The sequence below is a fragment of the Stenotrophomonas nitritireducens genome, from assembly GCF_001700965.1.
GTDB lineage: Bacteria > Pseudomonadota > Gammaproteobacteria > Xanthomonadales > Xanthomonadaceae > Stenotrophomonas > Stenotrophomonas nitritireducens_A.
Genome location: NZ_CP016756.1, coordinates 181,173 through 204,768 on the forward strand (window position 1 = coordinate 181,173; position 23,596 = coordinate 204,768).

The following is a 23,596-nucleotide window of genomic DNA, read 5'->3' on the forward strand; positions in this document are numbered from 1 at the left end:
CCTGCCGCAGGCACGCGGTGCCGGGCCAGCCGAATCTCCTGCTCAGGCAGACAGGCTGGCGTTGTCGATCACGAAGCGGTACTTGACGTCGCCCTTGAGCATCCGCTCATAGGCGTCGTTGATCTCACTGGCAGTGATCAGTTCGATGTCCGCAACGATCTGGTGCTTTGCGCAGAAATCCAGCATCTCCTGGGTTTCCGGGATGCCGCCGATCATCGACCCGGCCAGGGTGCGGCGCTTGGTGATCATGTTGAACACATTCGGCGAGGGATGCGGGGTTGCCGGCGCGCCAACCAGCACCATCGCGCCGTCACGCTTGAGCAATGCCAGGAAGGCATCCAGATCATGCGGTGCGGCCACGGTATTGACGATCAGGTCGAAGCGCTTGCCCTGCTCAGCCATGGCTGCTGCATCACGCGACACCACCACCTCATCGGCGCCCAAGGCGAGCGCCGCGTCGCGCTTGGATTCGGAGGTGGTGAACGCAACGACGTGCGCGCCCATCGCGTGGGCCAGCTTTATGCCCATATGGCCCAAGCCACCGATGCCGACCACGCCCACTGTCTTGCCCGGGCCGGCATTCCAATGCCGCAATGGCGAATAGGTGGTGATGCCGGCACACAGCAGCGGTGCTACTGCGGCAAGCTGTTGCTCGGGATGCCCGATACGCAGCACGTAGCGCTCGTGCACCACGATTTCCTGCGAGTAGCCGCCCAGCGTCCAACCCGGCGCGTCTTCGGTTGCCCCGTTGTAGGTGCCAACCATGCCATCGCAATAGTTCTCCAGCCCGTCGTCGCAGTCCTCGCACTGCCTGCAGCTGTCGACGATGCAACCAATGCCGACCAGATCGCCAGGCTTGAAGCCGCTTACGTGAGCACCCACCGCCGCCACCTTGCCGACGATTTCATGGCCGGGGACGCAGGGGTACTGGGTGCCGGCCCACTCGGCACGCACCTGGTGCAGGTCCGAGTGGCAGACGCCGCAATAGGCGATATCGATCTGCACGTCGTGCGCGCCCGGCGTGCGGCGGGTGATATCCATCGACTCCAGCGGCTTGTCGGCGGCATGCGCGCCATAGGCTTTGACAGACATGGGAACTCCGGCGGTGATTGGGGAGGCGCCATTGTCCTCCTGTGCCAAGCTCTTGAAAAGTAATCAATACTTCTAGCCATTATTGGCTTTACTAATCAATACCGCGTGTCACACTGCGCCCATGGCACGCCGCAACCTCGATGATCTTCTGGCTTTTGTCCACGTTGCACGTGAGGGTAATTTCACCCGCGCAGGCGCGCTCCTCGGTGTTTCGCAATCCGCGCTCAGCCAGGCCATCAAGGCGCTGGAAGAACGCCTGCAGATCCGCCTGCTCACCCGCACCACGCGTGCGGTGTCGCCCACGCCGGCAGGAGAGCGTCTGCTGCAGGCCATCGGCAACCGGTTTGACGAAATAGAAGCCGAACTCGACGCGCTCAGCGAGATGCGCGACAAACCGGCCGGCAGCCTGCGCCTGACCTGCGGAGATCATCCGCTGCAGACCATCCTGCTGCCGAAGCTGTTGCCGCTGATGCACCGCTACCCGGACATCCGCATCGAGTTCGATGTCAGCTACGCGTTGCGCGACATCGTCGCCGACCGCTTCGATGCCGGTGTCCGCCTTGGCGAGAGCATCGACAAGGACATGATCGCGCTGCCGATCAGCCCCAAGGTGCGCATGGCGGCCGTTGCCTCGCCCGCCTATCTGGAACGCAACCCGGCGCCGAAGGTGCCTGCCGACCTGACCAGGCACAACTGCATCAACATCCGTTTCAGCAGTTCGGCCGGGCTGTACGTGTGGGAGTTTGAACGCAACGGGCGGCAGGTCAATGTGCGGGTTGAGAGCCAGGCGATATTCAACACCTCACCGCCAATAGTGCAGGCAGCACTGGACGGTCTGGGCATCAGCTTCCTGCCAGAAAGCGAGTTTGCGCCGCATATCGAACAAGGCAGGCTGGTTCGTGTACTGCAGAACTGGTGCCCGCCTTTCCCTGGCTACCACCTGTACTACCCCAGCCGCCGCCAGCATTCGGCGGCGTTCGCGCTGGTGGTGGAGGCGCTGCGGATCTGAGCTGCGCTGCATTGCTTGCGCAGCTGTAAGCAAAATTCCGCAAGGGGCATCGGCTGCAGTCACGCCATCGACCTTTCGCAACACCAAGACGCATACCGGGCCGCAGCGTGTCGATGCGGCCAGATTGCCTCAATCCAATCTGATCGGCGCGCGCAGCCTCGCGTTCAAGCGGTCCACCAGCCAGAGCAGGCCGCCACGCCAGAAGCCGTGAATGCGCGCCTGATGGCTGCGGTACAACATGACGTGGCTGAACTGGGCGAGTTGGCCGCGGATGATGCCGCCTTTGAAGATGCCGAACTTTCCCAATGAACCGAACGCGTCGTAGTCCGCCAGCGATACCAGGGCGCCGAAGTCGCGATAGACAAAATCGGGAGCCTCCTTGCCGCCCAAGCGCCGCTGCAGGGTGCGTACCAGGTACTGCGCCTGTTGATGCGCAACCTGTGCGGTAGGCGGCAAACCGCCCAGGCCATAGCCCTGATTGACGACGCTGCCATCGCGGGCATGCAGACGCGCCGGTTCGTCCTGGCCGCGCAGGGTCGCTTCCGGATGCAGGCAACTATACGTATGGCCAGACAGGCATTGCGTGCACCTGCCACAGAACTGGATGAGGCTGGCGACCACATGGTCACCCAGGTTGATCCCGGTAACGTGCGCGCCCTTTGCAACTACCACGCCAGCAACCTCATGCCCCAACACCACCGGCGGTGGCTGGCCAATACCGGCGGTGGCCAGGGTGAGGTCGCTGTGGCATAGCCCGGACGCTTTGACATCAATAAGCACTTCCCGGTCCAAAGGCTGTGCCAGCTCGAGTTCCTGCACGGCGAAGCCACCACCGATTGCGCTGACCACGGATGCTTTCATTGAACTACCTCCATCTGGAAACGTTTGTTCACGCAGGCACGTTGATCTATCAATGCGGTGGCACGCAGCAATGCAACCGAGGCCGCACACGCAGGAACAGCTTGCCTATTCACCGCAGGCAACTGGGGTACACGGTCGCAGCAACAGCGGTCTGCGACATTCCCTGCCAAGCAGGCAACCGCTATACGCTGCATGCACTGCCATCTCGCGGCGTACTGCGGATCGCCGGTAGTACCGCAACCGCAGCGCAGATGAGCGAGACCACGCCCATACCGGCGTAAAGGTGTGCAATCCACTCCGGAACACCCCTGCGACATCAGCCGACACAGCATCCCTCGCTACGCTGCGCGTGGTGACGACAACCACAGAACCTCGGCTTGAAGACTAGAGCGGTTGGTGGCGTTGCCGGTAGATGGATATCGGCAGATCCTTGCCTGATCCTGTCAGCGCGTCACGCCTGTGGCAGCTGCGCAGCCATTCAGTCCGCCATCGGGCCCCGCCTTGGCTGCAACACACTCTGGCGGATTTCCAGCGCATCGCGCGAGGGTGCGACGCCAAACATCCGCTTGTACTCGCGACTGAACTGGGATGGGCTCTCGTAACCCACCGCAAAAGCGATGCTTGCGGTGCTCTGTTGGCGGGCGGTCAATTGCCGGCGTGCTTCCTGCAAGCGCAGCCGCTTTTGATACTGCAACGGACTCATGCCGGTCACTGCCTTGAAGTGCCGGTGCAGGGACGACAGGCTCATGCCCACTTCCCTGGCCAGTACTTCAAGCCGCAGCGGTCGGGCGCAGTCGCGCCGGATCAGGCTGATGGCACTGCTTATCCTGGACAGGCGGCTGTCCGACAAGGCGAGCTGGCGCAGCATCGCCCCCTGCTCGCCGAGCAGCAGCCGGTAGAGGATCTCGCGCTCGAACAGCGGCGCGAGCATGCCGATGTCGACCGGCTCATTCAGCAGCCGCACCAGACGCGTCAGCGGATCAAGCAGATCCGCACCCAACACGCCCAATCCCATGCCGGCGGAGGGCGACAGATCGAGCAGCTGTTCGCCCATGTCCAACAGTACGGACGCCAGCATCACCGGCTCCAGGTTCAGTGCAAGCGCGAGGAATGGCTGCTCCGTACTGGCTTCGCACACCTCGCCGGTCAAGGGCAGGTCCACCGAGGTCAGGGCGTAACACTCGGCGGACAACTCGAAAGGCTCATCACCCAGTTGCATGCGCACGCGTCCCTGCGCCACCACCAGCAACCACGCTTCGTAGACAGACTCCGATGCGCCGCTGACGCTGTCCGCGCGGGCCAATGCCATCCGTGGAACAGCGGTCTGGGTGAAACCAGCAACGCTGTGCCGTGCAATGGCGTGCTGCAGGTCAATCAACGAAGTCATGCGCGGAGCTTAAACAGCACCGGCCCGAATGAAATGACCGCAATAAGCATTCGCCGCAACAGCCGCTCGTTTGCCGCAGATGGATGGCATCAGTATTTGGGAGATGCACGCACTGGACCCGCCAATCATCCTGACAGCGCCCGCCCAGGCCGGCCGCAATCGGCAAATGCACCGCAGGCAAGTTGGGTCAGCGGGATCAACATCACCGCGCTCGAAGCGCCACTTGCCCTTGGTGTAAGCAGACAGCATCGCCAGACCGGCCTACCTCTGATCGCGGCCAGGTACCCGCTCGTACTTTGTCGCAACGTCCCAGCGGGCCGGTGGAGCCGCCCGGCTGCATCAGCAACGCAGGTACCGCCACCGCTTCAACTCACTTCAACGCGGCCTTTCCCTTGCTGTGATGGCGGCGCACCAGCTCTTCCAGATAGATGTCCAGCGCTGCGCGCGCATCTTCCGAGGTTTCCTTGTGCTTCAGCGCCCAGCTCAGGCGGTCCATCAACACTGGATCGCGACAGTCGTCCAGAGTGCTCTCGTCCCACTGCCGCGCCTTGCGGTAACGCTTGGCCCGTTCGGCCTGCGACAAGGGCGTGGCGTAAAGGCGTGGCCTGCCCCTGCGTTTTGGCTCCACAGCATCCTGTTTTTCGCTGTCGCCCTGGTCCGCCATCGTCATTTCCTCGCCAATTAGCTGCCAATAATAAAGTGATACATCACTTTATGCTTGCCGATCCGGGGTTTGACGCTGAAGGTAGGGCGATCTTCCATGATCACCCAGCCATGACGCGTGTAAATGCACGGCCGCCATCACCCTTCCCCGTCTGGCTTGCTGGCGTCGCCACGGACGCAAAGAAGCGTTTCCCTGCGGCTCCTTCATTGCGGCAACCGTTGGCAGCGCTCCACGGGGCGTGGCTTGCGGCAACCCTGGTAGCCGCTGCACAAGCAAACCCACGCGGCGCGCATGCGTGTCCCGGATGTAAATCCGAGATCAGACCCGTCCTAGAAACGCGGCGCTCTGAATAAGACGCCAAGTGCTTACTTTGCTGGCAGTACACAAATAAAGTAATGGAAAGCGCGTACCTACCTTTCGTTTCCCCTCCTGCCCCACACGCTGCAGCGCCACAGCCTCCTCTCAACAGGCCTCTCCCGTTCAACAACTGAAGCCGATCCGCCATGAAGCCACTCACCCTTCGCGTCGTTCTCGCGGACGATCATTCCGCCGTGCGTGCCGGCCTTCAGTACGTCCTTACCTCAAGCGGCACGGTGTCGGTAATGGGCTCTGCTCGCAACTCGACCGAGTTGATGGATGTGCTTGCGCGGAACCCCTGCGACGTGCTGATCTCCGATTACTCGATGCCCGGCGGGCGCTACGGCGACGGCATTGCCCTTTTCAAGCTGATCAAGAAGCGCTATCCCTCGATCAAGATCGTGGTACTGACAATGCTGGAGAACCCCGGCATCGTGCATTCGCTGCTGAGCCTTGGCATCTCCTGCATCCTGAGCAAATCCGATTCGCTCAATCACCTGTTGCCGGCCGTGCACGGTGCATACGCCAACGGGCGCTACCTCTCCCCCACCATCACCGACATCGCCGGTGCGGTTACCTCCGGCAGCTCCGGCGTGCAGATGCTGACAACCCGCGAACTGGAAGTCATCCGCTTCTTTGTTTCGGGTTTGACCGTCAACGAAATCGCCGAGCGCCTGAGCCGCAGCAAGAAGACCATCAGCACCCAGAAAGGCGCGGCGATGCTGAAACTGGGGCTCAAGCGTGATGTGGACCTGCTGCGCTATGGCATCGAATCGGGCCTGGCCGACGCAGAGATGGGCCCCAGCGTCGCCCGGGCATGAAGCCCAACCAGTTATCGAAGCCTAGGCACCGTAATATCCCCCGATCGGAGCACCTACTTTTCCATCATTGGATTGCAGCCCGCCAATAACAACGCAGGATCAATCCGAACGGGAATGCCGCGGTAGGGACAGGAAAAATCCGCCTGATTGGGACGGGTCCTATGGCTGCACCTGTGCGCTTGACACACCATGAGCAAATTCCTTGTGCGGCGCCAACCTGGCGCTCGCATGCGTGCTTTGCTTATGAGCTGCGGCCGAGAACACACAGTGATGGACAAGAAAACCGCGGACGTCAGGCGACTGCTAATAGATTTCGCACGCCTCTCCACCATCCAGAAGAACCAGTTTCTGGAAACCCTCAATCTCTTCATGTATGCATCACCGCAGCGGCGGCGAAAAATCATGATGCAGTGGGAGTCGGGCAAGCTGGGGCTGGATATCGACTGACAGCATCCAACGTGGGACCGCGAGCTGGACGGCAGGGATTGCCGCCGCTCAGGTTCCGCCTGGGTCCGATGCTGCCGGCGCACCGCCTGATGAGGTAACCAGGCCGTTTTCCATCGCATAGCGCAGCAGATCAACATCCTTCTCGATGGAAAGTTTTTCCATCGCATTGGCCTTCTGCGTGCTGATGGTCTTCTTGCTGCGGTGCAGGCGCTCGGCAATTTCGTTGACGGTCAGGCCCGAGGCATACAGACGCACCACTTCGGACTCGCGGATACTCAGTACCCCCGCCGGATTGCGGCTGCGCCGGTTGAGCTCGATGCTCTGCACCACTTTCTCGATCGTGGGCGAATAGTACTTTCCCCCGCCATGCGCGGCGTGCACGGCCGGCACCAGATGGGTCAACGCATCCGACTTGCTGACAATGCACATGACGCCCTGGGTGAGAAGGGTGTGCAACACCGCTGGATTGTCCAGCATCGTCAGCACCACCAGCTTCACCTGCGGGTGCCGCCTGGCAATCATTCCAAAAAGTGCGATGCCATCGCCGAAATCGCCCGCCGGCATTGCATAGTCCGAGACAACCACGTCACAGGCGACCCCATTGAGCAGGGCCATCAACTCGGTGGAATCGGCCGCGGTGCCGACCAGCTCAATCGTGTCTACAGATGACAGCTCGTACTTGACCCCTGCAATCATGCCCGGGTGATCGTCAGCCAAAATCACCTTGATCTTGAAACCACTCATGGTGACGCTCTCCCTGGAGTGCAACGGCAACTGGCCAATCCCAGCCGAGGAAGCCCCCTGTGGCGTGCAGATTACTTCAGGACAGAATCCCTGTCACATCGGTCTTCGAGATAGCGCTCTGTAGGCCAAGGCAGCCACTGCAAGCCAACTTGCGCGAGCTGCCGCCCTTCCTTCGCCTCGCGGAGCCCAGCATCGGCACCTGCATCATGGCGTTGCGCTCACTGCGCCGGGCTGCCGATGCAGGTGGCCGCAACCTGCGCCAACGCACCGCCCTGGGGCCGCTGCGGTAGCGAATAGTCGACCCGGCAGATGGGGTTTCCGTCCTCTCCCTGGATCACGCTCAAAGTGCCGCTCTCCTGCAGGCCGCGCGCGAACACCCTGCCCGCCTGCCCTACCACGCCCACTTCCGCACCACTGTCGTCAACCACCGCAGCGCCGAAAGGAAGGTTGCCGCTGCCCGGCATTGTCAGTTGCAGCAATGCCGAGCGACCAAACGTGGTGTCGAACTTCAGCAACGGTGCCAGGCCGGCACGCGGCACCACATGCTGGCTGGTGGCCTTCAATTCCACGTCGGTGGACAGGCCCTTGGGGTCGATCTCAATCCGGTTGATCCGATAAGGCGACAAGTAGGGAATCGCCGCATAGCCGCGACGGTCGACCTTTACCCCCGCCGCATTCAGCACCTTTGCACCGCGCGCATCCGGCACGTGCACCAGACCGAATGTCTCGGATACCGGCTGCGAGAAGGTGATACCACCGCCATGGGCAATGATCGCCCCGCGCGCGCTCAACGACGCCTGCGTGCTCTGCGCGCCAACGCTGGCGCTGCCCGATAGCACCGCGACGCGGCCACGATAGCCCAGGTTCACGCTGCCGGAACGTTCGGCTGACTGGTCGCCACCCCACGCCGTACGCGCGGAGACCCCGTAGGAAAGCGCGCCATCAGCCCCGATGGCACCGATAAGGGTGCTTTGGAACTGACTGCGTCCGTCCTGCAGCTGCGCCACGTTTGCGGTTGCCGTGAGCGGCCGCACCTTGCCCAGCGAGAACGTTGCATTGGCGGAATAGTGCGTGGCCGGGCGATCGAAACCCGACTGCTGGCGACGTGCCGACAGGCTGTAGCCAACGCCGCGATAACTGGCGCTGTAACCCAGCGTATAGCTCAGGTCCGAACCGCTGCGGTTCCAGTAGTGGGCGAGCGACGCGGTGGCATTCAAACGTCCACCGCGCGCACCCAGCTTCTGCCCGACCGTGAGCGCAGCCCGGTTGCGCTGACGCTGGATGGAATCGAAGTCCCCGTCCGCAGGCAGTTCGCGCGCGGCAAGCGCCTCGTTCAGGGCGAGGAACCCGGAGGTGGAATAACGATGCCCGGCCAGGGTGATGTTGGTGCCGGTAGCTGGCAGCAAGCGGGCGTAACTGAGCCGATAGCTGGCACCGCTGTGGCTGCCGCGTCCGGGCAGGCGGGTGCTCGCATGGGTGACATCCGCGCCGATGGCACCCAGCGGTGTATTCAGGGCCACACCCGCCATGGCGGAACGATAGTCCTGGGCCAACGTGGTACCGACATAACCGGTGGCCAGGCTGGATATACCGCGCTGCCAGGTTGCCTGTGCAAAGGCGGGATCGCCTTTGAGCACCGTGCTGCGCGCGGTACCGGCAACAACGCTATAGCGTGAAACGCCGGCGCGCAGCGACTGCGGCACCGACGCGAACGGCACCGAGAACTGCTGCGTGCTGCCATCGGCTTCCTGCACGGTGACCTCCAGATCGCCGCCGTAGCCGGTGGCGTACAGATCATCAATCTGAAACTCGCCCGGTGCTACCGTCGACTCATGGACGATGATGCCGTTCTGGCGGATGGTGACACGTGCATTGGTATAGGCCACGCCGCTGACCACCGGCGCATAGCCGCGCAGCGATTCCGGCAGCATGCGGTCATCGCTTTCCAGGCGAATGCCACGGAAGCCTGTGCTGTCGAACAGCTCGCCGCTGGTGTAATCCTCGCCGATGGTCAGCTGCGCGCCCAGCGCGGCGACATCACGCTTTGCATAGGTGGCAATTGCCTGATACTGCCGCTCGCCGGTATCGCCGATTCTTGCGCTCGCGTCATGGCGCAAGCGCCAGCTGCCCATGTTGATGCCCATGTCCAGGCCAAGATACGCCTGCGAGCTACGCCCGGAACCGTTGTCGGCGGTGTAGCCATCAAGTGCGTAGTTGACGAATCCGGTAGATACACCGGCATCCCAGCTGTCGGGGTTCACATAGCCGCGCGGCGTGCGCAGCAAGGCAACCTGGGGAATGGACAGATCCAGACGCTGCGCCGCGAAGTCGAACACGTCCAGTGCGCCGTCAACAACGGCATCAATACCGACGCAGTCACTGTCGGCAGCCATTGTCTCCGGAACTTCCGCAGAGACTTGACTGAGGTCCGCGCCGGTGCGCCGGAGCAGATCAGATGTGATGCATGCCTGCACGCGCCCGGCCGCGCCTGCGCTGCGGAAGCTGACATCGGTACGACCAATGCGTTGGTCATTCACGTACAGATCAACCCGGTAATCGCCGGGAGGCGCGGAATCACCGCGTTCGAACCGCGATATATCGGCATTGCTGCCTGCGCTGCCGATCAGGAACGCGCTGTCGAATTCAACCTGCGGTGGGCCGCCGCCAGCGGAGGCAACCTCGGCGGCCGCAGAGACGCAGCTTGCCGACAGAATCACTCCCATCAACAGCACCAGCGGGCGCTGGCAAAGCCTGCGCGGGCTACGGGCCGACTGGAACGGCACAATTTTCATGGTGCTGTGCCTCCTGGGAATGACACCGGCACGCTCCACGCACGCAGTGCACGGGTCGCCAGCGAAAATAGTGGGTGTCGAAAAAAAGCTGGTGGCGTTCGTTGCAGGCCACCGCGGACAGACCGGCTTGTTGGCAAACGAACCGGCAGCGGCGCGCTTGGCAGGCTAGTTGCCGGGCTCGGTGAGCGTGCTGTTGCCGGCAACACCGCTGCCCCAGTCGTTGATCGCGCTGTAGTTCACGACCGCTGAAGTTGACGTACTGCCCTTGAAATCTGCCAGGCGGAAGCGCGTACTGGCACCCGGGAGCACATGTCCGGCGCCCGCATTGTGGCTCTGGCCACCAACGCTGAACGTCACGCTGCCGAAATTGACGATGTAGGCAGTGGGGTTATTGGCCACCAATGCGTACCCTTGCGCAGCATCGTCCCGGACCAGCGACCAACGCACACGTGCGGGCGCCTGCTCAGGCGAGCCCTCCAGGCCCGCAGGGCGGTACATCAGCTTGATGCGGGTGCGCAATGCGAGCTGCAGGCGGTTCTCGGCCTCATCAGTGGCCTTTGGCGGCACTTCCAGCACGTTCAACCAGTACAGCCGTTCAACCTTGGAGGCCGGCAACGGCCCAGTCTTCATCAACCGCAAGGTCTGGCCCTTGCCCGGATCGAGCCGGAACATCGCCGGGGTCAGCACAAACGGCACATCCACATCTTCCGGCGCCATGCCGGCATCGCCATCATCGAGCCAGGCCTGAACCAGGGCGGGCGTGACGCCGTCGTTGCTCAAGCTGATGCTGACTTCACTCTGCTTCTCGGGAAAAATCACCCGTGTGGTTCCAATCACAACCCCTGCATTCGCGCCGGCGCTCAGGCCCAGCATTGCAAGTGCAAGTGCGGTCAAACTGATACGAAAAGATTTTTTCATCGTTCCACCCATTCGAAAGAGTTGTTGATCACTGGTTGTTGATCACTATCGTTGCGGGCCACAGCCCGCCGGCAGCACACTTCTGGCAACTGCCGGCGGTTGCGACTTACTCGTAGCTCATCGTGTACTGGACGTGGCTGTTGGCTTCGCCTGCAGTGGCGCCGCCCAGCGACTGGTACTCGACGAAGTACTTCAAAATCATTACGCCCGGTCCAATCTCGACCCACTGGGAGTTCTGCGCAGCCGCTTCGGCACCGGCAAAAATCTTCTCCTGCTTGTCGTTGAGCAGGCTCAGCTCGACGTTCTCGGCGCCGTTGGCGGCAATGATCAGGTTGCCGTTCTGCGAGTTGACGCTTTCGCCCGCTTCAAAGAACGTGGAGACCCTGCCCGAGGTCGGATTGCACTCGGTAAGTTCAATGTTGAAACCGGTACGGCCCGCAGTGGAACCGGCATCGGCCAAGGTTGTGGTGCTCACCGGCGGCAGGTCCACCTGGAAACTGCTGGCACTGCCACCGCCGTTGATCTTGCAGGTGCTGGCGGTGATGTTTCCCAGGAACTGGATGGAACCATCCGAGGCATGCGCACGACCTGCGAAAGCGAGGGTGGTTGCGGCGACAGCGATGGCGGCGACTAGAGAGAGGTTCTTCATCGTTACTTTTCCTATGTCTGTGTATGAATTTACTGACGCGAAAAGAAGTAGAAATCTGATTGCTTTCCTTCGCCCTTCCCGCACGACAATCCTAGGATTAGTGTTCCCGATGCGTAATCGGACCAATCCTAAAACCAAGGAAAAATTCGCCATCCAGGCGTCCTCTTTCAGCGTGCGTCCAGCCATGCATCCGCCGCCGCCGCATTGCCGTACTGATATCGGCAGGTGCGGACGAGCACGATACTCCTGCGCGCCGGCTGCGTTCCCGTCTGCATCGCACGCCGCCCTCGAACAGAGGCGCAGCTGGCACGCACGCAATCTCCATTGCTTGTTCGCTCTACCTTTCCTCAATCATGGAAGGAGCAACTCGCACAGCAGCAGATCAACCGAAAGTTGCCCGGCCCAGGGATGCCTTTCCGACACCCACAGCAAACAGCCCCCGGCCAGAGGGCCGGAGGCTGTGGAAGCAACAATCACAAGGTGAGTCAGGCGGCGAAATCCGCCTGTTTGCCAATGCCGCAAGCCAACCCTGAATTCACGACGCAGATGACGGCGTCCCGATCGGAGCTGCTCTGCAATGTAGTTCACGTAGTCTGCCTTGGGCATCGCCCGCCCGTGCAGGTAACCCTGGGTGGTATGGCAACCAAGGCTGCGTACCATGTCCAGATCGCGGTAGGTCTCCACGCCTTCAACCACCACCGTCGCCACCATCTGCCGCGCCATCGCAATGGTGCTGGCCAGCAGGCAGCGCGCATGGGCGTGCTCACGCGCCTCCACCAGCATGCTGCGGTTGATCTTCAACTCATTGAACGGCACCTGCAGCAGCCGGTCCAGCGAGGAATCGCCGCTGCCAAAGTCATCAATGGCGCAATTGAAGCCACGCAGGCGCAGCTGCGTGACCGCACCGGCCAACGCCGGATTGCACAGCTCACCGCCGTCCTCGGTGATTTCAATCACCACCCGACCCGGGTCGACACCCGCATGGTAGGCGTGGTCGGCGACGCTCTGCGCCCAATGGACGCCGGCCGCCACCCGCGCCGGCACATTGACCGCCGTCAGCAGCGAAGAACCCGGACCTTCGGCAGCAATGCAGTCGAAAGCGCAGGACAGCATGTAGTCGGTGAACGGCTCAAGCAGGCCAGCACGCTCGAACGCCGGCAGGAACTGTGCAGGCGCCAATACCGAGCCATCCGGACGGTGCCAGCGCGCCAGCACCTCGGCGCCGCGCAGCAGCCCGGTAATGGCGCAGTGCTGGGGCTGGAAATACGCCTGGATCTGTTGCTCCAGCAAGGCACCGCGCAGCTCGTCGCTGGAGAACACCGGCTGGAATGGCATGGCCGCTGCGCCGCGGGCGTCGCCTACCGTGTCGGTCGAGGCAGCGACAATGTTCCTGATCTGCTCCGGCCTCAGTGGCTTGCGCACTGCAGCCACCACGTTCAGGCCGCGATGCGCCGCATAGGCGGACGCGGCATTCAAGATGCGACTGGGCTGGCTGCTCACCACCGCCAGACGGGTCGACTTGCAACGCTCCGCCAACAGGTCGATCACCTGCAGGCCCGTGAGGTCGACGATATCCAGGTCAAGAATGACCAGATCCCAGCGGCGCTCCCGCAGTGCCGTGACGGCGCGGTCGCCATCCAGGGCAGAAACGACTTCAGACACCCCTGATTGACGCAGCACTTTGGCCATCGGAAGATGCTGCAGTTCGTTACCGTCGACTACCAGCGCATTGTGGATCATCCGGGTATCCGGTTGGGGCGATGCAAATTTGGCAATAGCGTTCATGGGGGATGTCTCCACGCCAGGAGCGGCGGTAGCTGGGAAGGATGTGTTTTCGATGGGGTCATTGTTCCAGCGCAACGCCCACCGCTACATCAGCCAAGTCCGAATATTCATCCGGCACGCTTCGGACAAGGCCGTGACACAAGGTTTTCAGCGCAGCAACCGGCAGTAGCCGCTAATGAGTGAAATCTCAAATGGTCTCCGAAACGGGTACCGCAACAGGCGAAACAGGGCCCCAACCATCCGGTCGCGCGAATGCACTCAAACTGCTGAGCCGCCATCAGCGTGGCCTGCTCTATGGCGGCGGCATCATCACCACGCTGATCCTGGCCGCCGTCACTGCCGTGGTCATCCATTCGCAGATCCGCGACTACATCGCCGAACGCCACACCGACCAGACCAGCCGCCGCATCGCCCTGCAGTCCACGCTTGCCGTCCGCGAGGGCGCGCTGCGGATCACCACCGCGCAGGAGGAATACGCCTGGGAGTCGCGGCAGAACCCTGATCCGGATCTGCTGTACAGGTTTGCGGACAGCAAGGGCCGCATGACCCTGCAGCGCTCGGCGAATTCGCCGCACGTGCTGGTCGTTGCCGACCTGCAGGGCGGCCAAGCCGCCAGCTATGGGCCGTATCTCAAACTTGCCGACGAAGTCAGCCACCAGGCGGGCACCTTCGCCCGTGCGTTGAGCGCATCCATCTACTTCCATAACCCGGAGCAGACCTTCCTCGGCGCCGGCCCTCTGCCGGACGCCAACCTGCCCGCCGCGCTGGCACGCGAGGCCAATCCGGCGCTGATCCAGCGCCTGGTGCCCGACCAGGCCATGACCTTCAAGGCCAGCCGCACCGCTCCCGCACAGGCGGCTGGGCCAGCCTGGCTGCCGGTATCGGTGGATCCGCTCAGTGGCAAGCCCTCGCTGCATCTGCGCCAGGTCGCCAGCAGCGACGCCGGCCCATTCGCGGTATTCATCGCCTCCTACCCGCTGGAACTGGTCACCCCCCTGCTCGATGCCTCGCAGGTCGATGAGTTCTGGGTAATCGTCAATGCCGATGGCGAGTTGTTCCTTGGCAACAGCCAGCCCGGTGCCACAGCGCTGGCGCGGCTGCCAATCGCACGTTGGGCTGCTGCGGCGCCGCCGGGCAGCAAAGGCCGGTTTGAAAACAAGGATGGGCGGTTCGTCGCCACCGAAGTGATTTCAAGCGCCAATGCAGGTTGGCAGCTGATCCACACCTTCTCCTGGCGGACGATCCTCGCTGCGCTCTGGCCCACCCTGCTGGCCTACGTCGCGGCGATGCTGCTCGCGATCAGCATTGTCTGGGCCGCACTTCTGCTGATCGACAGAAAGGTATTCCGCCCCGGCTATGTGCGTTCAGAGCGGATCGTGGAAAGCGAGAACCTGAACCGGACGATGGTGGAAGCAGCGCCGTCCGGCCAGGCCCTGCTCTCCCTGGGCAGCGGGGAGGTATTGCTGAAGAACGCGGTGATGACGCGCTATGCACAGCGCCTGTCGGCTTCCGCAACACCGCTGCACCAGCATTTTCTGCAGGCGTTTCACCGCCACGGCGCTGGAACGATCGCCTCGCCCGGCATCGAACTGACGATCCAGACCGAAGACGAAGCGGAATGTTCACTGCTGGTCAGCATCGTCCCAAGCAAGTACCGCGGGGAGGATGTACTGCTGTGCAACTTCACCGACATCACCCTGCGCAAGAAGGTCGAACAGGAACTGCAGAACGCCCGCGCTGCCTCGGAAGCCGCCAACCAGGCCAAGTCGACCTTCCTGGCAATCATGAGTCACGAAATCCGCACGCCGATGAATGCGATCCTCGGCAATCTGGAGCTGCTGGAAAGGACCACACTGGACGACCCCCAGCGCAGCCGGCTGCATGCCGTCACCTCGTCTTCCGCCGCCTTGCTCAACATCATCAACGACATCCTGGACTTCTCCAAGGTGGAATCCGGGCAGATGACGGTCGAGTCCATCCCCGTCAATCTGAAGGAGATCGCCCAGCAGTCCATCGCGATGTTCTCGCCGATGGCGCACGCCAAAGGGCTGGCCATCGATCTCATCGTTGATGATTCCCTGCAGCCGCATTACCTGGGGGACCCCACCCGCCTGCGCCAGATCATGTTCAACCTGATCAGCAACGCCATCAAGTTCACCGAAACCGGCGACGTGCTGGTCGAGCTCTATCTGCAGGATGACGAAAATCCTGATTCGGCCCTGGTGCTTGGGGTAAGCGACACCGGCATCGGCATGACGGCGGAACAGTGCGATTCCCTGTTCAGCACCTTTTCCCAGGCCGATTCAACCATCGCCCGGCGGTATGGGGGCACCGGCCTTGGGCTTGCGCTGTGCAAGCGGCTGGCCGAGCTGATGGGCGGCAGCATCGAGGTCAGGAGCGAACCGGCCAAAGGCAGCACGTTCCTGGTGAACCTGCCGCTGCAACCTGCCAAGGGAGCAATGCCCGCCGATGTACCGATGGCCGTTGTTGTTCGGCCAGGTGCAGCACTGCATGTGCTGGTGGTCGACGATCACCCGGCCAACCGGAAACTCCTGCAGATGCAGCTGGAGACCCTGGGATGCAGCGCCGACACCTTCGAAGACTGCGGCGCGGCCATTGCCGCCTTCACCCATCAGCATTACGACCTGATCCTCACCGACCTCAACATGCCCGGCATGGACGGCTACACCTTCGCCAGTTGCCTGCGCAACCGCAAGGTGGCCACACCAATCATCGCGGTCACCGCACATATATCCGATCGCGACCGGCTGCGCAGCCAGGAGGCCGGCATCAACCGCATCCTGATCAAGCCGGTGTTGCTGGAGACCTTGCAGAACGCCTTGTCACAGATTTCAGACAAGGTGCTGGCAGCTGCCAGCGTGCACAGGCGCGTCGATATCGGCACCGGCCCGCTGCCAGACGAAGTACATGCGCCGCTGCTCGCGTCACTGGACGAGTCGCTCGTTGCCATAAGGCACGCACTGCAGCCTGCATTGATGGGCGCATCACCGACAATGACGCTGGACCAACGCGTCGACGTCATAGGCAAGCACCTTCACTCACTGCGTGGCGCTTTTGCGTTCATCCATGAGGCGGCCATCGCCGACAGATGCGCGGCAATGGAGGCAATGCTGGATCAAAAAAGCCTGGGCGAGCTGGAAGCGGCGCTCACCGAACTCGATACCCTGGCCCACGTCGCATTGACGCGCAGGCAGCAATGAGCTGCCGCTGTCAGCGAAAGCGGCTCATCACGCTCATGGGTAGCTGAGCGTGAAGGTCGCCCGTCCATTCGCAGTACCCGGTTCGATGACTGCCGCCGTCTGCAGGTAGCGTGCCGTCAGTGGAATGCGGAACAAGCCATTGCCGGCATGCCCGGCAGACCATTGATTGATAGCACCGACCGCAGAGGAATCCGGCCCGAATTTCAGCACCTCGCCGTCCTTGAGCACCTGGATGGCCACACCCTTGGCACTGGAAGCCGCGCTCAATGCCATCCTGTCGCTGCGGTTGAGGGGATTGCCCGCGTCGGTAATCGTTGCCGCAACCTGTACCAAGCCTGCGGCATGGCCCCCGCCGCACATCAGATCGATGGAGAACGGCCGTGCCGACGAGGAACTACCTACGCCGTCGAATGCACTGAGCTGAACATTGCCGAGAAACGCCTCAACGGCTGGCGTTGCCACCTTGCAGGTTGGTTTCTGTGGCGAGATGGTCACCGGGTTGCTCAAACGGATCGACCACAACTGGAAGCCGTCCGCTGCAGGAACCGTGGCTTTAACAATTTCTCCCTGCAGCGTGCCGGAGCCGGTGATGTCGCCGATCTTGATGATCTCCAGGCTCAGGTATTTCAGGTTGACGGGGTAGAAATCACGTCCGTAAATTGCCGAAGTCGGATAAAATTGACCCGTCGCGAACGCTGCACGCACGCCTATCCCGGCAATTCCGGTCGCATGGATGTTCTGGCCAACCTCGGCACCGGTGGTTACCTCCCATACGCCCAGGATTCCCTCGGGGGGTGTGTTCTGGCAGGTAATGGTGAGGGGCCGATGAAGCTCGAACCATCCGGAACGCGTTGCCAGGACCGTACCATCCGGCACATCAGGATTGATATGCACCGTGGAAAGGCCGCCAACATAGTTCACGGCAGGCTCGCCCGTAGTCGACTTGCAGGTGATTGCTGCCCAGGCACTGGATGGCAGCACCGTCATCGCCAGCACAGTGACGAGCAGAATGGAAAGCCAACCTCGGATTTTCATATCGAACCTGCTCCTTTCGGGGATCGTTCAGTTGCTGCCTGTGCGGCACATGGGCCCACAGGCGCAACAAAGAGAGCTCTCCGCTCGACAAAGACTGCGCGGGCCTGCACAACAGCCAGCAAGGACGGCGTGAACACCACTCAGGACATCATTGCCCAGAGCATCACTGCCTGACCCTGCTCGCCGAATACCTGCCTGCAAGGGCTGCGGATTCGTCCATGACCACGCAACAAAGCGTAGGCGGCGATCGCATCGGCCGACATAGGACAGGTCCCAAACGGTAGCGTTAAGGCTGCGCCCCGTCCGAGAACCGGCGTGAGTACAAGACGCCACTGGCCGGATTCATCTGGCAAAACCGCCACGCAAGCGATGACAGCGCGAATGCAGTAAAACTGCTCATCGGTCATCCCCAATGCGCGACCACGTCTGGCGCATGTGGCGTTGCCACGTCGCCTAACGGCAGGCCTGCTGGACGCGGTTGTCCCAGACACTGGACATGGCGAAGTCGCGCTTCAAACCGGCTTTGGCGTAGGCCTTGTCACGCGCCAACCGCACACGCTCACAGGCATCCTGCCGCCGCGGCGCCACCGCTTGCCGCCCCACCTTGCGCGGCGCCCTGATTCTGCTGCGATGCCCCTCGCGCAGTTGCTCACGCAACAGCTCAAGGCGTGCCAACGCGGCCGCGTCGACCGGCTCAGGCGTCGCGCGCCATCGTTTCAATTCGGTGCCTATGCAGGGATCGGACTGGTAGACGACGGCTTCGCCCGCCTCGCATTTGTAGACCGCTGGCCCGGCGGGCGCGGCCACGGCTGCAAGCAGCAGCAAACAGGAAAGCGTGTGCACACCGGATGCCTTGTTCAGCCCGCTCAGCCCCCACGCTGACAGGGTCACGGCAGCACCGCAGTCGTCGATCAGGAAGTTGTTTCGTCAGGCTTCGCCTTTCCGGCGGCGACCGGTGGAACCGGCGTCATCAGCCCAGTCTCATTGCATGAAGAAATTTCTTCACAAACTGCTTGCGGGAAAAAAGAAGGGCCGTTATGATTTCGTTCTCGGCAGCAACGCAACAACGCTTCACGGGGCCATAGCTCAGCTGGGAGAGCGCCTGCATGGCATGCAGGAGGTCAGCGGTTCGATCCCGCTTGGCTCCACCAAATCCGGACATTAGGCCGTCTGGATTGTCGACAATTTGATGAGTATAACGCGTCCCCATCGTCTAGAGGCCTAGGACATCACCCTTTCACGGTGGCGACCGGGGTTCGAATCCCCGTGGGGACGCCATTCATCAGGTACAAACGGACCCAGCCGTATCGGGTCTTTTTTTATCGAAGCGATCTTCCCAAGAGATTGCACGGAAGAATAAAAAGCTTCCAATTCGATAAAAAGCCGCTATAATGGCGGGCTAGCAACAACGTGGGGCCATAGCTCAGCTGGGAGAGCGCCTGCATGGCATGCAGGAGGTCAGCGGTTCGATCCCGCTTGGCTCCACCAATTCAGGCATTAGGCCGTCTGAATATACAACTTGAGATTCAAAGAATACGCGTCCCCATCGTCTAGAGGCCTAGGACATCACCCTTTCACGGTGGCGACCGGGGTTCGAATCCCCGTGGGGACGCCATTTTTTAGAAAGCTCCGAGAAATCGGAGCTTTTTTTTGCCTGTTGTTTGGAGCAGCCATGCCCTGCCCGCTCAACCCATACCAGGCGACCACTTATTCGGCCCGGTCCTTTCGCGGCCAATCAGATCGTTTCGAGCGCCTGACCGCTGACATCAACCTGCGGAAATACGGCTGGCATGCACAACACCTCCATGGCATTGCCAACCACATCGGCTGCCCGGCGTTGGCCACCGTTTTACTTTTGATGATTCCGGCGGACGAATAGTTCTGGGCGGGCGCGCAGTTGTCTCCTTGCTGGACGCAGCCAACGTCAGCAAGGCAGGACGAATGGATAAACCAGCGCACAGAACTGCCCAACCACCATCGACAGAAAGCCTGATGCGCCAACATACTTCCGCCGAGCTGCCATCCAGCAAGCTCAGGGGAAATTCGATGAACAAGAAAGCACTCGCCATCTTGCTGGCTGGAGCGCTGTTGTCCTTTGGCGGCACGACAATGCATGCCCGTCATCTGTTTGCCGAACGCCCGCCTGCACCCGATCCGTCCAGCGGCCAGGTAGTCGAGTTCAAGGTCAAAGGATCGGATCGCATTGTTTACATCACCCGGCGCGACAGAATTCAGCACTGGTCGATCCTGGGCCTGGGCATTGCGCTGTTCCTGCTGGGCGCCAAGTGCGGCGCGCTGCAACGAAGCCAGGATGCATAGCTGGGAACGCGGTCCATCGGCCACCACCTCGTGCGCGCCGCACGTCCCGCGAGAACAAGGGTGAGGTCAAAGGCGACAGGCGGGCGAATGGTCGGAGGCAATTGCGCGACTGAAGAAGTCCCTCATCGCTGGCACACATGGATGCATTGCCAGGAAAGCTTCTGCCGAGCATGGCTCGGCACTACACGCTGCACGATTTGATTCCAGGATCTGCATGCGTAGACCGCATGGGCAAGATTGCGGAAAGGCATGCCAAATTCCAGGCAAAGAAAAAGGCACCTAAGTGCCTGTTTTCTCTGGTGCCGAAGGGGGGACTCGAACCCCCACGCTTTTAAGGGCGGCGGATTTTGAATCCGCTGCGTCTACCGATTCCGCCACTTCGGCTGGCAGGAGCGGAATTATAGCGGAGCTTTCATCGCTTGGGCATACCTGGGCCGAAAATATTTGTGTAATGCCTGTTTCTGCGAGTGGCTATACTTCATCCGGGTTTGGTAAAGGGGCAAACGATGGGCTCACTCGAAGGTACGAGGGTGCTGGTCGTGGAGAACGACGAGTTGAACGCCATGCTGCTGCAGATGCAGCTGGAGATCGAAGGCATGCAGGTGGGCGGCGTCGCCGCCTCGGTCAGCGCTGCGCTGAAGATGATCGATGAGCTGCAGCCGCAGGTGGTGTTTCTCGACTATTGGCTGGCAAGCAATGAAAACAGCACCGCCGTTGCCGAATGCCTGAGGCAACGCGGCACGCCGTTCCTTGTTGCGACCGGGATGGATATCGATCAACTGCCTGACGTATTCGATGCGGGGGTAAAGCTCTCCAAGCCCTACACCAGCAGCGACCTGAGCCAGGCGCTGCAGCGCGCTCTTGCTCCGGCCTGAGCGAGCCGCCCGTATTCTGAATTTGTGGCAGCGGCGTCAGCCGCGAAGCAGATACATCATCGGGCCGTATGGCGCCCGGTAATTCAGCATTGTCTGCTTCGCGGCTTACGCCGCTCCTACACCCACACTGCTCTGACTCAGCTGCCGCGCTTGGCCCGTGCGAACGCATCGGCCAATGCACTATTGGCCGGTGCCGCAGCCGCTGCCGGTCGGCCGCCAGCATTGCCCGCACTACGCTGGCCGCGCTGATCCCTGTCGCGCCCGCCGCCAGCACCACGTCCCGGCCCTGCACCCCGCTCGTCACGCTCGGGCTTTTTCGCCGGTGCCGGCGCATCTTCCAGGCGCCGGGTCAGGGCAATGCGCTTGCGTGGCACATCCACTTCCAGCACCTTGACTTTGACGATATCGCCGGCCTTGACCACATCGCGCGGGTCTTTGACGAACGTATCGGACAACGCCGAGATATGGATCAGGCCATCCTGGTGCACGCCGATATCAACGAAGGCACCGAACGCGGCAACGTTGCTGACCACGCCTTCCAGGATCATGCCTTCGCGCAGGTCCTTGATGTCCTCGACGCCCTCGGCGAAGCGCGCGGCCTTGAACTCAGGGCGCGGGTCGCGGCCGGGCTTTTCCATTTCCTTGAGAATGTCGCGTACGGTGGGCACGCCGAACTTGTCATCGGTGAACTGCTCGGCTTTCAGGGTGCGCAGGTAGCTGCCATCGCCGAGCAATGCCTTGATCGGCCGCGCCGCCGCCGCAACGATACGCTCCACCACCGGGTAGGCTTCCGGATGCACCGCTGATGCGTCCAATGGCTCATCACCATCGGCGATGCGCAGGAAGCCGGCGCATTGCTCGAAGGTCTTTTCGCCAAGGCGCGACACCTTGAGCAGATCCTTGCGGCGCTTGAACGGGCCGTTTTCGTCGCGGTGACGGACGATGTTCTCGGCCACCGTGGATGACAGGCCGGACACGCGCGTCAACAGCGCCGCCGATGCGGTGTTCACGAATACGCCCACCGCGTTGACGCAATCCTCCACGCGTGCGTCGAGCGCCTTGGCCAGGCGGAACTGATCCACGTCATGCTGGTACTGGCCCACGCCAATGGCCTTGGGCTCGATCTTGACCAGTTCGGCCAGCGGATCCTGCAACCGGCGTGCGATGGAGACCGCGCCGCGCAGCGAGACATCCAGCGACGGAAACTCCTTGGCGGCGAACTCCGAAGCCGAGTACACCGAGGCACCGGCCTCGCTGACCACAACCTTCTGCAGTTTGGGATTGGCACAGGCGGCGATGGCCTCGCCTGCCAGTTTGTCGGTTTCGCGGCTGGCGGTGCCGTTGCCGATCGCGATCAGTTCCACGTTGTGCTTGATGCACAGCTGCTTGATCGTCTGCAGCGACTGCTCCCATTGCCGGCGGGGCTCATGCGGATACACCGTATCGGTGGCCAGCAGCTTGCCGGTGGCATCGACCACGGCAATCTTGCAGCCGGTGCGGATGCCTGGATCCAGCCCCAGCACGGCCTTCGGGCCAGCGGGTGCGGCCAGCATCAGGTCCTTGAGGTTGTCGCCGAACACCGCGATCGCCTCGGCTTCAGCCTTCTCGCGGGCCTGGTTGAACAGGTCCAGCAATAGATGCATATGCAGCTTGGCGCGCCAGGTCAGCCGGCACGCATCCAGCAACCAGCGATCGGCCGGGCGGTCCTTGTTGGCAATGCCGGCACTGCGCGCGACCCGGCCTTCTGCGTATTGATGGCCGGCTTCCGCATCAGTGCCCGGGTCCAGCTCCAGGAACAGGAACTCTTCACGACGCGCTCGGAACAGAGCCAGCAAGCGGTGCGAGGGAATCCTGGCCAGCGACTCGGCATGGTCGAAGTAATCGCGGTATTTGGCGCCCTCCGCTTCCTTGCCCTCGGCAATGCGGGCGCGGATGACGCCGTTGTCGGCCAACCAGCTGCGCAGTTCGCCGACCAAGGCAGCGTCCTCGCCCCAGCGCTCCATCAGGATTGCGCGTGCACCTTCCAATGCCGCCTTGGTATCGGCAACACCCTTGTCGGCATCAACGAAACCAGCCGCGAAGACCTGCGGGTCCAGCATGGGATCGTTGAGCAGGCCGTCGGCCAAGGGTTCCAGACCTGCCTCGCGCGCAATCTGCGCACGCGTGCGGCGTTTGGGCTTGTAAGGCAGGTAAAGATCTTCCAGCCGCGATTTGGTATCAGCGGCCATGATCTCGGCACGCAGCCCGTCATTGAGCTTGCCCTGCTCTTCAATACTGGCCAGCACCGTACTGCGGCGGTCTTCCAGCTCGCGCAGGTAGCTGAGCCGGGTTTCAAGATTACGCAACTGGGTGTCGTCCAGGCCGCCGGTCACTTCCTTGCGGTAGCGGGCAATGAACGGGACGCTGGCGCCTTCATCCAGCAATGCGATGGCGGCCTTGGCCTGGGCGGACTGTGCGCCGATCTCGTCGGCGATTGTCTGCGCGATCTGCTGCGCGAGCTTGATGTCTTGCATTGCCGGTGCGGTAGCCACGGTGACGGGAGCTGCCATTCTGGCAATGCGCGGGGCTGGGGGAAAGCCGTTGACAGCACGCGCCGGACCTGTCGCCCGACGCGTGCGCC

Annotated in this window: 20 protein-coding genes and 5 tRNA genes; 11 read left to right on the forward strand and 14 right to left on the reverse strand. The window is 62.1% G+C overall.

From position 1 onward, the window contains the following. Positions 1-42: 42 nt before the first annotated feature. The gene (locus BCV67_RS00755; protein WP_062166004.1) at positions 43-1,092 is read right to left on the reverse strand and encodes an NAD(P)-dependent alcohol dehydrogenase; all 1,050 of its coding nucleotides are present in this window, start codon (positions 1,090-1,092) and stop codon (positions 43-45) included. A 121-nt stretch (positions 1,093-1,213) separates the two neighbouring features. Here BCV67_RS00755 and BCV67_RS00760 point away from each other — a divergent pair, with 121 nt between their 5' ends. Then, entirely contained in the window at positions 1,214-2,101 is an 888-nt protein-coding gene (locus tag BCV67_RS00760; RefSeq protein WP_062166006.1) for a LysR family transcriptional regulator, read from the forward strand. A gap of 129 nt (positions 2,102-2,230) precedes the next feature. Here BCV67_RS00760 and BCV67_RS20395 read toward each other — a convergent pair whose 3' ends face one another. The 3 genes from BCV67_RS20395 to BCV67_RS00775 form a co-directional block, all read right to left on the reverse strand. Further along, positions 2,231-2,962, reverse strand: a complete 732-nt coding sequence (locus tag BCV67_RS20395; RefSeq protein WP_062166008.1) for an alcohol dehydrogenase catalytic domain-containing protein — start codon at positions 2,960-2,962, stop codon at positions 2,231-2,233. A gap of 478 nt (positions 2,963-3,440) precedes the next feature. Then, positions 3,441-4,349: an AraC family transcriptional regulator gene (locus BCV67_RS00770; RefSeq protein ID WP_062166010.1), complete on the reverse strand. Its 909-nt coding sequence runs from the start codon at positions 4,347-4,349 to the stop codon at positions 3,441-3,443. A gap of 370 nt (positions 4,350-4,719) precedes the next feature. Beyond that, positions 4,720-5,013, reverse strand: coding sequence for a hypothetical protein (locus BCV67_RS00775; RefSeq protein ID WP_156455708.1), 294 nt, complete (start codon positions 5,011-5,013; stop codon positions 4,720-4,722). Positions 5,014-5,516: 503 nt separating this feature from the next. Between BCV67_RS00775 and BCV67_RS00780 the strand changes: the two genes are divergently transcribed. Next, positions 5,517-6,191 carry a response regulator transcription factor gene (locus BCV67_RS00780; RefSeq protein ID WP_062166015.1) on the forward strand — a complete coding sequence of 225 codons (675 nt, stop codon included), beginning with the start codon at positions 5,517-5,519 and terminating at the stop codon, positions 6,189-6,191. A gap of 270 nt (positions 6,192-6,461) precedes the next feature. Continuing rightward, positions 6,462-6,638 (forward strand): hypothetical protein, encoded by a 177-nt coding sequence (locus BCV67_RS00785; protein WP_156455709.1) that lies wholly within the window; start codon positions 6,462-6,464, stop codon positions 6,636-6,638. 48 nt (positions 6,639-6,686) lie between these two features. Here the strand turns inward: BCV67_RS00785 and BCV67_RS00790 are convergent, their stop codons facing one another. From BCV67_RS00790 to BCV67_RS00810, 5 genes are all read right to left on the reverse strand, one after another. After that, positions 6,687-7,382 carry a response regulator transcription factor gene (locus BCV67_RS00790; RefSeq protein WP_062166019.1) on the reverse strand — a complete coding sequence of 232 codons (696 nt, stop codon included), beginning with the start codon at positions 7,380-7,382 and terminating at the stop codon, positions 6,687-6,689. A 218-nt stretch (positions 7,383-7,600) separates the two neighbouring features. Further along, positions 7,601-10,174, reverse strand: a complete 2,574-nt coding sequence (locus BCV67_RS00795; protein ID WP_062166021.1) for a fimbria/pilus outer membrane usher protein — start codon at positions 10,172-10,174, stop codon at positions 7,601-7,603. A gap of 165 nt (positions 10,175-10,339) precedes the next feature. Continuing rightward, complete coding sequence (locus tag BCV67_RS00800; protein WP_062166023.1) at positions 10,340-11,092, reverse strand: fimbrial biogenesis chaperone; 753 nt, start codon at positions 11,090-11,092, stop codon at positions 10,340-10,342. A gap of 106 nt (positions 11,093-11,198) precedes the next feature. Further along, a complete protein-coding gene (locus tag BCV67_RS00805) occupies positions 11,199-11,741 on the reverse strand; it encodes a fimbrial protein (protein WP_062166024.1) in 543 nt (180 codons plus the stop codon). A 351-nt stretch (positions 11,742-12,092) separates the two neighbouring features. Continuing rightward, complete coding sequence (locus BCV67_RS00810; RefSeq protein WP_156455710.1) at positions 12,093-13,601, reverse strand: EAL domain-containing response regulator; 1,509 nt, start codon at positions 13,599-13,601, stop codon at positions 12,093-12,095. Positions 13,602-13,717: 116 nt separating this feature from the next. Between BCV67_RS00810 and BCV67_RS00815 the strand changes: the two genes are divergently transcribed. Beyond that, complete coding sequence (locus BCV67_RS00815; protein ID WP_062166028.1) at positions 13,718-16,747, forward strand: ATP-binding protein; 3,030 nt, start codon at positions 13,718-13,720, stop codon at positions 16,745-16,747. 33 nt (positions 16,748-16,780) lie between these two features. Here BCV67_RS00815 and BCV67_RS00820 read toward each other — a convergent pair whose 3' ends face one another. From BCV67_RS00820 to BCV67_RS00830, 3 genes are all read right to left on the reverse strand, one after another. Beyond that, positions 16,781-17,782, reverse strand: a complete 1,002-nt coding sequence (locus BCV67_RS00820) for a fimbrial protein (RefSeq protein WP_082746445.1) — start codon at positions 17,780-17,782, stop codon at positions 16,781-16,783. A 140-nt stretch (positions 17,783-17,922) separates the two neighbouring features. Beyond that, entirely contained in the window at positions 17,923-18,189 is a 267-nt protein-coding gene (locus tag BCV67_RS00825; protein WP_065868000.1) for a hypothetical protein, read from the reverse strand. Positions 18,190-18,235: 46 nt separating this feature from the next. Then, positions 18,236-18,673 (reverse strand): hypothetical protein, encoded by a 438-nt coding sequence (locus BCV67_RS00830; protein ID WP_156455711.1) that lies wholly within the window; start codon positions 18,671-18,673, stop codon positions 18,236-18,238. Between the two features lie 184 nt (positions 18,674-18,857). Here BCV67_RS00830 and BCV67_RS00835 point away from each other — a divergent pair. The 6 genes from BCV67_RS00835 (at position 18,858) to BCV67_RS00855 (ending at position 20,101) form a co-directional block, all read left to right on the forward strand. Beyond that, positions 18,858-18,933, forward strand: a tRNA-Ala gene (locus BCV67_RS00835). A gap of 51 nt (positions 18,934-18,984) precedes the next feature. Further along, positions 18,985-19,060, forward strand: a tRNA-Glu gene (locus tag BCV67_RS00840). A 134-nt stretch (positions 19,061-19,194) separates the two neighbouring features. Next, positions 19,195-19,270, forward strand: a tRNA-Ala gene (locus tag BCV67_RS00845). 51 nt (positions 19,271-19,321) lie between these two features. Continuing rightward, positions 19,322-19,397, forward strand: a tRNA-Glu gene (locus BCV67_RS00850). A gap of 57 nt (positions 19,398-19,454) precedes the next feature. Continuing rightward, positions 19,455-19,661 (forward strand): hypothetical protein, encoded by a 207-nt coding sequence (locus tag BCV67_RS19895; RefSeq protein WP_156455712.1) that lies wholly within the window; start codon positions 19,455-19,457, stop codon positions 19,659-19,661. 26 nt (positions 19,662-19,687) lie between these two features. After that, positions 19,688-20,101, forward strand: coding sequence for a hypothetical protein (locus tag BCV67_RS00855; RefSeq protein WP_156455713.1), 414 nt, complete (start codon positions 19,688-19,690; stop codon positions 20,099-20,101). A 297-nt stretch (positions 20,102-20,398) separates the two neighbouring features. On the opposite strand, the gene BCV67_RS00860 is transcribed toward BCV67_RS00855, so the two are convergent. Further along, positions 20,399-20,485, reverse strand: a tRNA-Leu gene (locus BCV67_RS00860). Positions 20,486-20,607: 122 nt separating this feature from the next. Here BCV67_RS00860 and BCV67_RS00865 point away from each other — a divergent pair. Beyond that, positions 20,608-20,976: a response regulator gene (locus BCV67_RS00865; protein WP_062166036.1), complete on the forward strand. Its 369-nt coding sequence runs from the start codon at positions 20,608-20,610 to the stop codon at positions 20,974-20,976. Between the two features lie 137 nt (positions 20,977-21,113). Here BCV67_RS00865 and BCV67_RS00870 read toward each other — a convergent pair whose 3' ends face one another. Then, the gene (locus tag BCV67_RS00870) at positions 21,114-23,489 is read right to left on the reverse strand and encodes a Tex family protein (protein WP_062171300.1); all 2,376 of its coding nucleotides are present in this window, start codon (positions 23,487-23,489) and stop codon (positions 21,114-21,116) included. Positions 23,490-23,596: the final 107 nt, after the last annotated feature.